A 14743-nucleotide genomic window follows, 5' to 3' on the forward strand; every position below is an offset into this window, starting at 1 on the left:
ATTAATCAGTATTACAGGTACTTCATCTGACAAATAAATTTATAAAGATGAAAATCAAATATAGTATTGTATCTCTAGCTTTAATTTCACTTTTTGCTGTTAGTTGCGGAAAGAAAGATACAGCGGAAGCAACAACAGAAAAACCCAAAACAGAACAAGCTGAAGAGGGTGCTCACGAAGAAGGACCGAAAACTATTGCTGAACTTACAGAAGAACAAATGAAATCTGTAGGAGTCTTACTGGGACAAGTTGAAATGAAAGACCTAACGTCAACCATAAAAGCCAACGGATTGTTGAGGGTTCCTAATGATAAAAAAGCTACAGTGACCTCTTTATATGGAGGTGTTATTAAGACCATTAATTTTCAGATTGGTGATTATGTAAGAAAAGGGCAGGTGTTGGCAAGCATCAGTAATCCAGAATACATTCAGCTGCAGGAGCAATATTTAACCGTAAACAGTCGAATATCTTTTGCAGAGCAGGAATTCAGAAGGCAGAAAGAGCTATTTGACAATGATGCAGGAGCCAAAAAGAATCTACAGAGTTCTGATGCCGAACTGAAGAGTCTGAGAACACAAAGAGCATCTTTACAGAGACAACTTCAGCTGATGGGCATAAGCCCAGGAAGAGTCAACAATGGAAATCTCCGTTCAGGATTGGTTATTACTGCTCCTATCAGTGGTGTAATTAGTAATATCAATGCACAAATAGGAAGTTATGTAGATGTTTCATCACCGGTTTTGGAAATGATAGATAACAGTTCAATTCACTTGGATCTTCAGGTATTTGAAAGAGACTTACCTAAAATGAAAGTAGGTCAGAAAGTACAGTTTAAATTAACCAATAATCCTGAAATATTTTATAATGCAACGGTTTACAGTATCGGTTCTTCTTTTGAAAATGAAAGCAAGACCATTTCTGTTCATGCCAATGTTACAGGAAATAAAGTGGGGTTGATCGACGGAATGAATATCACAGGTGTAATTAATCTTGAGAGTGCGACAACGCCTGCAGTTCCCGATGAGGCAATTGTAGAGGCTGACGGTAAGTTCTATGTATTTGTACAGACAGACAAAAAAGCTGAGGAGCATGAAGCTCTAGAGAAGGCAGATGATGATCATGGACATGGACATGATGAAGGAGAAGCTGAACACGGTCACAAAAATGAACAGGAAGCTGGTAATCATGCAAAGGAGCAGGGAAAGAAAATGAATTTTGAGAAAGTGGAAGTAGCCAAAGGCTCATCTGAAATGGGATATACTGCTATTACTCCTGTCGTTGAAATACCAAAAGATTCAAAAATTGTAGTGAAAGGAGCTTTTTTCGTGAATGCTAAATTATCAAATGCCGGAGATCACGGACATTAGTAAACTAAAAGAGTGAAATTAACCTTAAGGTGTTTCACTCTTATTTAAAATTTAATGATTATGGCCTTAAAACAAGAACTTGAAAAACAAGGTAACTGGCTATTCAGATACAGAAGTTTTTTACCGCTCATCATTCTTTTCATTGGTTTAGCAGTTTTTATTGAGACCAATTGGAACAGAAGTATCTCTGAATGTAATGTTTATTATGAATTGTTTTGCCTCCTTATAAGTATTTTCGGATTAAGCATAAGGATTTACACAGTTGGCTTTACTCCAAAAAATACATCAGGCAGAAACACAAAAGCGGGTCAGGTAGCTGATGAATTAAATACGACAGGAATTTACAGTATTGTCAGAAATCCACTGTATCTCGGAAATTTCTTTATGTGGCTTGGTTTAGCTCTGTTGACTGAAAGCATATGGTTTATAGTTTCATTCGTCCTTTTTTATTGGATCTATTATGAAAGAATCATATTTGCTGAGGAGCAATTTCTTGAAAGAAAATTTGGGGATTATTATATCAGGTGGACTGAAAGAGTACCTCCGTTTATACCTAATTTTTCATTGTTCAAAAGTAATCAGCTGAGGTTCAGTATCAGAAAAGTTTTGCTTAAAGAAAAAAACGGACTTTTTGCCATCTTTCTGATTTTTACTGTATTTGATATTTCGGCAGAAGTTATGAATAACCATCTTCATTTCAATAATGTTTTTATTATAGGTTGCATAGTGACTATGCTGTTATATGTTGTTTTGAAAATAATAAAAAGAAATAAAGGGTTCTCCCTAGAAATTAACAAGTAGAAAAAATATAAATATCAAATACAAAAAAGCGATGTTACTCAACAAAAGAATTTCGATAGGATATTTTGTCCGTCAGATTAAGTACCAGATCATATTGATTGTATTTTTTGCTTTTTTTATAGGTTTTTTGGATGATATATCTCTATTTAAAAAAATATCTATTCCATTAAGTATCCCCGCATTGCTGGGAACGGCAGTGTCATTACTTCTGGCATTCAGAACAGCACAGTCATATGAAAGATGGTGGGAGGCAAGAACCGTATGGGGCGCTATCGTCAATGATTCAAGATCTTTTATAAGATTAGTAAGACAGTTTGTTCCTGAACTACCCGAGGAGAGCAGGCTAGTTGCAGAAAGACAGATTGTGTGGGTGTATGCCTTGGGTGAAGCATTGAGAAAACAGGTATTTTCAGATAAAGTGAAGAATTATCTGCAGTCCCATAACATTACAGGAACAAATATTCCTAATGCAATTTTGGATAAGCATTCCGAACAGATTAGAAAAATTGCTGCGGAAGGTCATATTTCTGATTTTAAAGAAGTTCAGTTAAATGAGGTTCTTATGAGATTATGCGACAGCATGGGAAAATGCGAGCGATTGAAAAATACAGTATTTCCAAGAGCTTACAGTATCCTGCTGCATACATTGATTTATGTTTTTGCTTTTTTATTGCCTTTTGGTTTGGAAGATTCTCAGTTGACTGTCGAAATAGTCACTACTATTATTGTCCCTATTATATTTATTACGATAGAGAAAACAGCTATTATCATGCAGGATCCTTTTGAGAATACTCCTGTTGATACACCAATGACAGCTTTGGCTCAGACGATTGAAATCAACCTACTTCAAATGATTGGTGAGAAAAATATTCCCGCTAAAAAAGAGAATGATTCCTATTTTGAAATGTAGTTTGGATATAAGATAACATCTAGAAATTATGAATAACGATAATAAAAATCTTTCAGCCTCATCAAAGCACAAAAAAAATCTATTGATTGTACTGTGCTTAAGTGGCACATATATGATTGCAGAGGTAATAGGAGGTATTACAACAAAGAGTCTCGCGTTGTTAGCTGACGCAGCACACATGTTGACAGATGTGGTAGGGCTATTTTTAGCATTCGTTGCTATCAAGATAGGTGAAAGAAAAGCAACTTCTCAGAAAACTTTTGGTTACTATAGAACAGAAATATTGGCTGCCGTTATTAATGCGGTTGTTTTATTAGGTATTTCTATATATGTTTTGTTTGAAGCATATCAGAGATTTAATAATCCTCCAGAGGTACAAAGTACTCCTATGTTGATTGTAGCTGGGATTGGTTTAGTGGTAAATATCATAGGGATCATAATTATCCGTAAAGATTCTTCCGAGAGTCTAAATATGAAGGGCGCTTATTTTGAAGTTCTTTCCGATGGATTAACATCGATAGGAGTAATGATTGCAGGAATAATAATGTTAACAACAGGTTGGTATTATGCTGATCCATTAATTTCTGCTGCAATAGGTCTTTTAATATTTCCAAGGACTTGGAAACTGTTGAAGGAGGCTATAAATGTCCTCTTAGAAGGTACACCAAATGATGTCAACATAGAAGATTTACGGAAATCTCTTGAATCCATAAATGGAGTCAAAAAAATACATGACCTGCATGTTTGGTCTCTTACTTCAGGTGTAAATGCAATGAGTTCACATGTCATTGCTGACCGTAGTGAGGATATGAATATTCTACTAAAAACACTTACAGAAAAAGCTACTACTGATTTTAAAATTTCACATACTACTTTTCAAATTGAAACAGAAGGACACAAAGAAGGCGAAGCACATCTTTAAAGATTTACAATATTAATAATCAAAAATATTGGAATATGGAAAACAGATTTGATGTCATAATTATTGGCTCTGGCCCACGTATTATCAATCACTTCAGGAAGCTTCCTTGGCGGTTCATGGGATCGCTATCCACATTTAACTTTAAAATAAATCTATTCTCGGTATGAAACCTAAAAGTCTTTTTAAGAGCAGCTATGCATTGCTTACCAGATTTTTTCTATTATTTATCATAATGTCTTTTTTACTAAGGCTGGGATTTGTATTGTCCTCATTTCCTAAGGCTGAGTTTTCTGCAGTAGCTTTTATTAGAGTATTTTTATTAGGACTTATATATGACATAGGGGTAGGTTTGTTTTTCATATTTCCATATAGCCTTTATTTGTTGATTTTGCCCCAACGATTGGTAGATTCTAGATTAAATAAAATCATTACCTACTTTTCTTTTTCTCTTGTTGTATTGATTCTGTTTTTTTCCTTTTTTGCTGAAATAACTTTTTGGCAGGAATTTGAAAGCCGGTTTAATTTTATCGCTGTAGACTATCTTATTTACACTTACGAAGTAATTAATAATATCAATGAGTCTTATCCCCTGCCAATATTAATTGCAGTGATGATAATTCTCACATTTTTTGTAATTTTTTTCTGTATCCGAAAAAAATATTTTTTTGATACTTTCAAAGGCACTACCAGATTTTTTTCAAGGCTGAAAATAACGGTTGGAATTTTTGTAGCAACTCTTGTTTATGCTTTCTTAGTCGAAAACAATTTTGCGGATTTGAGTACCAACCGCTATCAAAATGAATTGTCAAAATCAGGAATCTATTCATTCTTTTCTGCTTATAATAATAATGAAATTAATTACGATCATTTTTATCAACTTATGGATAATAAGGATGCTTTTAAGATTATTAAAAATGATTTGAAAGACAGCAGTTCTATATTTCTGCAGAACAGTTTCTCAATCGAAAGAAAAATTAAACCCACCACAGCAACTGTACAAAGACCTAATGTAATTATGATTACAATGGAAAGTTTCAGTGCAGATTTCATGAAAACTTTTGGAAATAATCAGGGTATAACTCCGGTATTGGATTCGCTTGCAAAAGAAAGTGTTTTATTTACAAATATGTATGCTACAGGTACGAGAACGGTTCGAGGAATGGAAGCTCTTTCTCTTGCAATACCCCCTACACCAGGTAATAGTATCGTCAGACGAAAAAATAATGACCAGCTGACAACAATAGGATCAATTTTCAGTCAGCAGGGTTATGATACAAGTTTTTTTTATGGAGGGGACGGATATTTTGATAATATGAACAAGTATTTTGGGAATAACGGATATAACATTATTGATAGAAACAGAAATGCATTTGCAAAGGAAAACTATCTTGCGCCAAGAACTTCAATCGATGATAGAAATATTACTTTCGAAAACGCATGGGGTATATGTGACGAGGATCTTTACAATGAGGTAATCAGAAAATCAGATCAGCAATATAAAAGTGGCAAACCCTTCTACGACTTTGTTATGACTACGTCAAATCACCGACCGTTCACCTATCCGGATGGAAAAATTGATATTCCCTCTGGTTCAGGAAGAGAAGGAGCAGTTAAATATACAGATTATGCAATAGGAGCATTTCTGAAAAAGATAAAAAATAAGCCATGGTATAAAAATACTGTTATTGTTATTGTTGCAGACCACTGTGCCAGCAGCGCTGGGAAAAATGAAATTGATATATCAAAATACCATATTCCCGCGATGATTGTAAATCTTCAAGACAAGCAGTCTTTGAAAATCGATAAAATGTGTTCTCAAATTGATTTGTATCCTACTTTATTTAACTTTTTAGGATGGAAATATACAAGCAATCTGTATGGAAAAAATGTACTTAGCGACAACTATATTCCCAGAATATTTGTTGGGACTTACCAAAAACTTGCCTATATGGAGAATGATGATCTCGTCATCCTTTCACCCCAACAAAAAGTTGAGACTTTTAAATATATACAAGGAAAAAACGATCAGATTGCTGTATTACCTAAGCCGGAAATAGTAAGAAGGGCAATTGCGAATTATCAAACAGCCTATTACCTTTATAAAAATAATGGTTTGAAGCAGAATCAAAAAAAATAATTGATATGAATATGGATCTCCGCTTTGAGTTAATTATTGCAGCTAAACTCTTTTTGTCAATAGTATTAGGTTGTATTATAGGTTTTGAGAGGGAAACATCCCATAAAGATGCGGGAATCAGAACTTTTGGTGCAATTACCTTGGCTTCGTGTCTGTTTGTTGCAATTGCATCTCACCTTACAGATGATAAATCTGCTATTGCACGAATGCTCGCTGCGATAGCAACGGGACTCGGCTTTATCGGCGCAGGTTTGAGCTTTAAGGATAAAGGCAACGGTCTTATGGGGCTAACAACGTCATCTGCCTTATGGGCTACGGCTGCAGTCGGCTCTGCAGTTGCTCTCAATATGTATGTACTGGCCATATTTTCTACCGTTTTAATTTACATATTATTATCTCTTAATAAATTCACATGGTTTAGAAAGATAATAAAAAGTAATATTTCAAACAAAAGTAATCATGATGAAGGAAACAACGTTTAGCTTACTTTAAGATTTAAAAATGTAAACATTTAATCAAAATATTATGGAACACATTCACAAGTATGACGCAGAGGGCAAACAGCTCTGCTGCTCTGCACAAGAGGAAAAGATTGATAAAAAGGCTGATAATCTCCTGAAAAAATCGAAACATACAGCGAACGACGGGCATGATCATGATCATAGCGATGAAGACGGACACGACCACGGAAGCACGGATAAAACTATTTTTCAAATGTTTTTACCATCAGTAATATCACTTGTGCTTCTATTAACGGGAATTGTATTTGATAATTACGTTAAAATTGAATGGTTTGATGGATGGATTAGGACAATATGGTATGTGGCTGCTTATGCTCCTGTTGGCCTTCCTGTTATAAAAGAAGCTATTGAAAGTATCGTAAAAGGTGATGTTTTTTCGGAATTTTTACTGATGACCATTGCTACTGTCGGCGCATTTGTTATCGCAGAATATCCTGAAGGTGTTGCTGTAATGTTGTTCTATGCTGTAGGAGAGACCTTTCAAACTCTCGCAGTTACAAGGGCTAAGAGTAATATTAAAGCTTTACTTGACCAGCGACCAGATGAGGTTACAATTTTGGAGAATAATATTCCTAAAACTATAAAAGCTGCACAAGCTAAAATAGGAGAGATTATTCAATTGAAACCTGGTGAAAAATTAGCGTTGGACGGTGAATTGCTAAGTGATTCGGCATCCTTCAACACCGCTGCTTTAACAGGCGAAAGTAAACCAGATACGAAAAGCAAAGGGGAGTCAGTTTTAGCAGGAATGATCAATCTGACGAGCGTCGCACAAGTAAAGATCACTACTGCTTACGAAGACAGTAAATTAAGTAAGATTTTGGAATTGGTACAGAATGCCACATCACAAAAAGCCCCTACAGAACTTTTTATCAGAAAATTTGCTCGTATATATACACCTATAGTCGTCTTATTGGCAATTTTAATCTGCGTTGTACCATATTTCATTGTTGATGATTATGTATTTAGAGATTGGTTGTATCGTGCGCTGGTATTTTTAGTGATCTCATGCCCTTGTGCATTGGTAATATCGATTCCTTTAGGATATTTCGGAGGGATTGGTGCCGCAAGCAGAAATGGGATTTTATTTAAAGGAAGTAATTTTCTCGATAAAATTGCTGAGATACAAAACGTTGTAATGGACAAAACCGGAACAATGACTGAAGGTGTTTTTAAAGTTCAGGAAGTTAAAATTGAACCAGGTTTTGACCAGGATGAAATTCTTAAACTTGTAAATACGCTGGAGAGTAAGTCAACGCATCCTGTCGCAACCGCTATTCATGAGTATGTTGGAGAAATTGATAATTCTATCAATCTTGATAATACTGAAGAAATTGCAGGTCACGGTCTTAAAGCGACTGTGAACGGAAAAGATTTGCTGGTGGGTAATTTTAAGCTAATGGATAAATTCAATATTAAATATGATATTGACCCTTCCACAATTATTTATACTATCATCGCAATAGCATATGAAGGAAAATTTGCTGGCCTTATTACTATTGCAGACAGTATAAAAGAAGATGCAGGGATTACAATCAAAAAACTTCATAATCTTAATGTTAAGGTGACTATGCTCAGTGGGGATAAAAGTAGTGTGGTTAAATATGTTGCGGACGAGATAGGAATTGATAATGCTTTTGGTGATTTACTTCCAGAAGACAAAGTCAATAAAGTTAAAGAGATTAAAGCAAGAAAAGAGAGCGTCGCATTTGTTGGTGACGGGGTAAATGATGCACCAGTGGTTGCATTGAGTGACGTAGGAATTGCTATGGGTGGATTAGGAAGTGATGCGACTATTGAAACAGCCGATGTCGTAATTCAGGATGATAAACCTTCAAAAATTCCCATGGCAATCAATATCGGTAAAAAAACAAAAAAGATTGTTTGGCAGAATATCATCCTAGCATTTGTAGTGAAAGCAATTGTGCTTATTCTTGGAGCTGGTGGTTTAGCAACCATGTGGGAAGCTGTTTTTGCTGATGTAGGAGTTTCACTTATTGCTATTCTGAATGCCGTAAGAATTCAGAAAATGAAATTTGAATAATTACTTTTCAGATTTTTTTAAACATTGCAATTCAATAAATAAAATGAAGTTTTTAAAGCAACCTCCAATATCTAACTAATCTTTAAATCAATATAATTCTATTGTTTTTATTCCGGTTTTATATCGGAACATCAATAACTATGTTCGAAAATAACCACTGAATTAAATCAAAATGCATATTCCCATGACAAATTTTTTCAAAAAATATATGCTCATAATATTGATGCAGATTTGTTGTTTAGCCTCAGCACAAGACAGTCTGAAGTTAAATACTCTAGATTACTATGATTCTTTAGAAGTATCTGATCTGAAACATCATCAATTAAGTTACAAGAAATTAATTATCCCGGCAAGCTTGATTACAGTCGGTGCCATCAGTTTTGTTGTTCCTGAGATGAAAGAAATAGATCGTGATGTTAGGGGAGAAGTGAATGAACATAATTTGTCCAATTCAAAACTGGATAATTATACACAGTACGTCCCTGCTGCAATGGTGTATGCCTTGAATTTAGCAGGGATGAAGGGTAAACATAATTTTAAAGAAAGAACAATTATTTTTGCAACCAGCCAGGCTTTGACAGCGGCTATTGTACTTCCAAGTAAGAAATTAATCGGAGAAGAGCGACCTGATAAATCCAATAATATGTCGTTTCCTTCGGGACATGCTGCTGTTGCCTTTTCGACTGCCCACTTTTTATTCCGTGAATATAAGGACACCAATTACTGGCTTGGAATATCGGGATATTCATTTGCGGTTTTTACAAGTGTATACCGGGTAATCAATAACAAACATTGGGTAACTGATGTATTTGCAGGTGCTGGAGTTGGGATATTGTCAACAGAACTAGCTTATTGGTTATATCCCAAAATCAATTCTTTGTTTAACATCAGCAAGGGTAAGTCTGCTTCGATGATTTCGCCATTTTATCAAAAATTTGATAAAACGAATATGATGGGGCTAAACTATCAATTGTCCTTTTAAAAGTAATATAATGAGTTTTAAAAGGACATTAAAAAGAAAAGCAATACGTAATAGTAAACATAGGGTTTCCTCAAAGGATATCTTTTATCTGATATGTTGTGCCCTTTTTTTTCTTTTGCTAATAATACATCAGACTTATAAATTTAGTGTTAAGTATACAAAAATTCATCCCAGACCATCTAACCATCAAACACACTCTAAATAGTTAAAATACAATGTATCATTTTCTGAATAATACTTAAGTATTCTCCAAACAATATTTTCCAAACAAAAATTCATTCAAACAACTTTTATTAACCTTTTATTTTTTAACATTAGCATGAAAAAATTATTACTAAATCTTTTGACGGGCTTTGTATTTTGTACAATCTCTGCACAAGCACCAACGAATTATTATGACGGAACAGCAGGTCTTTCTGGAGCAACCCTAAAATCAAAACTTAAAACAATAATTACCAATGGGCACCAAGACAAAGGGTATGCAGGATTATTAAATGCATTTCAAACTACAGACCGAGATTATTTTTATGAAAACGACGGAACTGTAATGGATATGTATTCAGAAAATCCACTTGGATCAGATCCATACAACTATAACCACGGTTCTAACCAGTGTGGTAATTACAGCAGTGAAGGAGATTGTTATAACAGGGAGCACGTAGTACCACAAAGCTTATTTAATCAAAACTTACCAATGAGATCTGATGTCCATTTTGTGACACCAACTGATGGCAAAGTAAACGGAATGCGATCAAATTACCCATTTGGAAAAGTAGGAACGGTTTCTTTTACTTCATTAAATGGCTCAAAATTAGGAAGTTCGGCTTCCGCAGGCTACGCAGGTACTGTTTTTGAACCAATAGATGAATTTAAGGGAGATATTGCAAGAATGATTTTATATTTTGTAACAAGATATGAAACACAACTTTCTGGTTTCAGCAATGGAAACATTTTAGGCTCTGTGGCATTTCCAGGTCTTCAAACTTGGGAACTCAAACAATTACTTGCGTGGAATGATGGAGATCCAGTCTCAGCTTTTGAAATAGCACGAAATAATGCAGCTTTCACATATCAGGGAAATAGGAATCCATATATAGACCGCCCTGAATTTGTTGCGCTGATTTGGGGAGCTTATATGGGTGTAGATGATGTTTCATCAATATCTAAAAATCTAACCATTGTTCCAAATCCAGTTAGAGGAAATGTCTTAAGAGTAACTGGCGAAAAAGATTTGAAAAAATTTAAAATTGCATTAATTATTAATTCTGCTGGACAAAATGTTCAAACAATTGAAAAACCATTTGAGAATGGGAATACAGTTAATTTGAAAAATCTACCAAAAGGAGTTTATTTTCTTAAATTAGATAATAGCAATACAAAATTTATTATAGAAGATTAAAAAAGCAAAAGGAAGTGTCCTAAAAGTCAGATAAACCTTCTGAGAATCAAATATTCATATACTCCTCCTGTATTGGGGCACAAATAAAACCAGCAAAAATTGAGGCTGTCCAAACTTTTCGGACAGCCTCTTTGCTTTTTTAATCTAGTAATTAATTGTATGCGTCGCCAAAAAAAGTTTGGACAGAATTATACCTCCGTTTCTTACACTATAAAAATCTTCTATTACGATTACTCTGAGTAGAACTCTTTTAAAATTTTTGGAATATGACTATGTGTTAAATAAGATAAAAGTTCAAAAACCGAAATCCAGATTAAATATTACAATAAAATTAGATTAATATAAACAAATTGTTAGATTAGTCTAACAATTTGTTTATATTTGAAAAAAAAATAATCGTGAGTAAAAGATATTTATCTGTTGTTGTACTTTGCTATCTTGTTTTTATTATCGTGCAGGCTTGTGATAACCTCCATCCGGAAGCAATAGACGAAGGCGAATTATTAGACGGTCCGATTGAGGGTTTGTCCTACGCTGAAAACCAGCAATTTTTGAAAGGAGATATTGCTTTTAATGATGAAATTTTCACAGTTGAAAAAGGGCTTGGGCCTACATTTGTAGCAACAAGTTGCGGCAGTTGCCATGCCGGTGACGGAAAGGGCACGCCTTTTTCTACGCTGACTCGTTTTGGTCAGGTTGACGAAACGGGTAATTTATTTTTACATTTAGGTGGTCCCCAATTACAGAATAGAGCGATACCGGGTTATACTCCGGAGACAATTCCTTTCGGAGCGACATTTTCCAAATTTACTCCGCCTGCAAATACAGGATTGGGTTTTATTGAATTGGTGTCCGATACAGATATCTTGGCAATGGCTGATCCTTTTGATGCAGATAATGATGGGATTTCAGGAGTTCCAAATTACATAGTGCTTCCAGCATATCAAGCGCCATTTCCTTTTGCGATCCCAAAAGGAGGGAAGTATATCGGACGATTTGGTAAAAAAGCATCCACATACAGTTTACATCAACAGACTGTTAATGCCTATAATCAAGATATGGGCATTGCTTCAACATTTAATCCTCAAGATGTTTATTCAGGAATGAACATTGACCCAGAGGTCTCTGACAAAACCATTGCAGATGTCGTATTTTATCTGCGTACATTAAAAACGCCGATTCAACGAGATCCAGAAAACAATAGTGTTAAGCAGGGGCAGGCTCTATTTACCCAAATAAGTTGCATTAAATGCCATGTCTCGGAATTAAAAACTTCATCATCTTCAATTTCAGCATTATCAAATAAAAAGTTTTACCCATACACAGATCTATTGCTTCATGATATGGGCAATGCTTTGGATGATGGATATACAGAAGGATCTGCAAAGACCTATGAATGGCGTACTCCTGCATTGTGGGGACTGGGTTTATCACCAAAATCACAAGGGGGGCAATATTCCCTAATGCATGATGGTAGAGCAAAAAGTATAGAGGAAGCTATACAACTGCATGGTGGAGAAGCTACAAATAGCAAAAATAAATACATGCAGTTATTATCTCAGGAGAAAGAAGCTATTATTAAATTTTTAAAATCATTATAAAAGTGGATAGACTTGAATTTATAAAAAAATGTGGTTTTGCCTGTTTGGGGATTACAGCACTTCCTATCGTTCTTTCAGGGTGTATAAGCAATAAAATAGTTGCTGGAACAATTGAAGAAGATTACATTATATTGCCTTTGGTAGATTTTGTGGAAGCAAAATATCCAGATAAAAAACGTTCTTATGTCATCATTCAAAATGATATCCTGAAATATCCTATCTGCGTATTTCGTTTTTCAGAAACCCAATACGAGGCATTATGGATGCAATGTAGCCATCAGGGAAGCCAATTGCAAGTGTTTGGAGACAAGCTCCAATGTCCTGCACACGGTAGCGAATTTACCAATAAAGGGCATGTACAAAACGGTCCTGCTGATAGGGCACTAAGAAAATTTCCGCTGTACATAGAATCCGATTTTTTGAAAATTTCTTTAAAGAAACCCGTATGAAAAAAATCCTCTACCTTACTGTATTTTTAATATTTCAAACAACCATAGCACAGGTCGATACTGAGCTATTAAAAAGAATTCCTATAGACAGCGCCCAATCTTTAAATATGGATGCTGTCTACACACGCCCTTTCTTAGGCCTAGGAAAAGTACCTGTCTCTATCGGAGGCTATGCAGAACTCAACTGGCAGCACATCAGTACCGACGGCGTATCAGAAGGACATCAATTTCAATTACGAAGAATGACACTTTTCGTATCTTCTTCAATTTCGTCCAAAATAAAATTTCTTAGTGAAATAGAATTGGAAGAAGGTGGTAAAGAGATTAATATTGAATTTGCTGCCATTGATGTGGAGCTTAATCCCCTGCTTAATTTGCGAGGAGGAATTATCATGAATCCAATTGGGGCTTTCAACCAAAATCATGATGGTCCGAAATGGGAATTTACTGATCGTCCTATATCAGCAACACAAATGTTGCCTGCAACATTTAGCAACGCCGGCTTTGGGTTATATGGAAAAATGTATAAAGCAGATTGGATGATTGGCTATGAAGCCTATCTTTCCGGAAATTTTGATAATTCAATTATTGATAATAGTCAGAACAAAACTTATTTGCCCGCTGCCAAAAGTAATCCCGAACGTTTTGAAGGAATCAATAGCGGCATCCCTCTTTTAACCGCCAAAATTGCTACAAGACATAAAAAAGCAGGAGAGATTGGAGTTTCTTATATGGGAGGTATTTACAATAAATTTCAGGATGATGGTCTCCAGATCGATGATAAGAGAAGAGTAAGAGTATTTGCATTGGATTATAATAATACACTTCCAAATTTGGGAACTTTTATTACTGCGGAATGGGCATGGGTAAAAGTAGATGTTCCTGAAACTTATACACAGCAATATGGGGATAGACAATATGGAGGATTTCTTGATATTGTGCAACCCATAGTTAAAAGAAAAATTCTAGGTTGGGAAAAAGCCGTTGTTAATGTTGCATGCCGTTTTGAATATATAGACTGGAATGTAGGCCACTTTAGAGAAAATAACAACAAAATTGGAGATGACCTATGGAGTGTAATGCCTGCAATTAGTTTAAGACCAAATGCACAGACTGTTTTTAGAATTAATTACAGATTTCAGAAACAAAGAGATGTTTTTGCAAATCCTTCATCAACTACGACAGGCTTCAGTTTTGGAATTTCTACCTATTTTTAATTTTTACTAAGAAATTGAAATATATATAGCTAAGCTGTTGAAAATATATTTTTATTTGTAAATTTGTTGTGTTGACAAATTTAAGAATATATACGAGTGTGATAACACTATTTTGTTTGGGTTTCTTTTTGATACCTATTCAAAGCTATGCCTGTTCCAAAAAATCAACAAGCACTGAAAAAAAGTCCTGCTCAGAAGAAAAATCTGATAAATTGCACGACAAAGACAGTTGCAAGCACAAGTCAGATAAAAAATGTAACGATGGTAACGACTGCGATGGCAATTGTAAACACAGCTCTTGCAGATGCAGTACTTCTTCATCTTTTGTCAGCTTATTAATACCAATTGATTTAAATATAACAGACCCTTTTGCTGAAAACAAAAAGCAAAAAT

The 14743-nt window shown here is 34.9% G+C and carries 12 protein-coding genes; all 12 read left to right on the top strand.

What is annotated here, in order from left to right:
• The first annotated feature begins 47 nt into the window (after positions 1-47).
• Entirely contained in the window at positions 48-1367 is a 1320-nt protein-coding gene (locus EG339_RS11860; protein WP_072996606.1) for an efflux RND transporter periplasmic adaptor subunit, read from the top strand.
• Positions 1368-1427: 60 nt separating this feature from the next.
• Positions 1428-2168, top strand: coding sequence for a methyltransferase family protein (locus EG339_RS11865; protein ID WP_072996605.1), 741 nt, complete (start codon positions 1428-1430; stop codon positions 2166-2168).
• A 31-nt stretch (positions 2169-2199) separates the two neighbouring features.
• On the top strand, positions 2200-3078 hold the full coding sequence (locus EG339_RS11870) for a bestrophin family protein (protein ID WP_072996604.1): 879 nt from the start codon (positions 2200-2202) through the stop codon (positions 3076-3078).
• Positions 3079-3106: 28 nt separating this feature from the next.
• Positions 3107-4000, top strand: a complete 894-nt coding sequence (locus EG339_RS11875) for a cation diffusion facilitator family transporter (protein ID WP_123870274.1) — start codon at positions 3107-3109, stop codon at positions 3998-4000.
• Between the two features lie 232 nt (positions 4001-4232).
• Positions 4233-6137: an LTA synthase family protein gene (locus tag EG339_RS11880; protein ID WP_228459744.1), complete on the top strand. Its 1905-nt coding sequence runs from the start codon at positions 4233-4235 to the stop codon at positions 6135-6137.
• A 5-nt stretch (positions 6138-6142) separates the two neighbouring features.
• Positions 6143-6619: an MgtC/SapB family protein gene (locus EG339_RS11885; protein WP_084081246.1), complete on the top strand. Its 477-nt coding sequence runs from the start codon at positions 6143-6145 to the stop codon at positions 6617-6619.
• A 43-nt stretch (positions 6620-6662) separates the two neighbouring features.
• Positions 6663-8702: a heavy metal translocating P-type ATPase gene (locus EG339_RS11890; RefSeq protein ID WP_072996601.1), complete on the top strand. Its 2040-nt coding sequence runs from the start codon at positions 6663-6665 to the stop codon at positions 8700-8702.
• A gap of 184 nt (positions 8703-8886) precedes the next feature.
• Positions 8887-9684, top strand: a complete 798-nt coding sequence (locus EG339_RS11895) for a phosphatase PAP2 family protein (protein ID WP_228459745.1) — start codon at positions 8887-8889, stop codon at positions 9682-9684.
• Positions 9685-10003: 319 nt separating this feature from the next.
• Positions 10004-11083, top strand: coding sequence for an endonuclease (locus EG339_RS11900; protein ID WP_002981203.1), 1080 nt, complete (start codon positions 10004-10006; stop codon positions 11081-11083).
• Positions 11084-11481: 398 nt separating this feature from the next.
• Positions 11482-12684, top strand: a complete 1203-nt coding sequence (locus EG339_RS11905) for a di-heme oxidoredictase family protein (RefSeq protein WP_072996598.1) — start codon at positions 11482-11484, stop codon at positions 12682-12684.
• A gap of 2 nt (positions 12685-12686) precedes the next feature.
• Positions 12687-13133 carry a QcrA and Rieske domain-containing protein gene (locus EG339_RS11910; protein ID WP_072996597.1) on the top strand — a complete coding sequence of 149 codons (447 nt, stop codon included), beginning with the start codon at positions 12687-12689 and terminating at the stop codon, positions 13131-13133.
• The gene (locus tag EG339_RS11915; RefSeq protein WP_072996596.1) at positions 13130-14350 is read left to right on the top strand and encodes a hypothetical protein; all 1221 of its coding nucleotides are present in this window, start codon (positions 13130-13132) and stop codon (positions 14348-14350) included. The genes EG339_RS11910 and EG339_RS11915 overlap by 4 nt, the downstream gene beginning before the upstream one ends.
• Positions 14351-14743 lie beyond the last annotated feature (393 nt).

The sequence above is a fragment of the Chryseobacterium bernardetii genome (assembly GCF_003815975.1).
Lineage (GTDB): Bacteria > Bacteroidota > Bacteroidia > Flavobacteriales > Weeksellaceae > Chryseobacterium > Chryseobacterium bernardetii.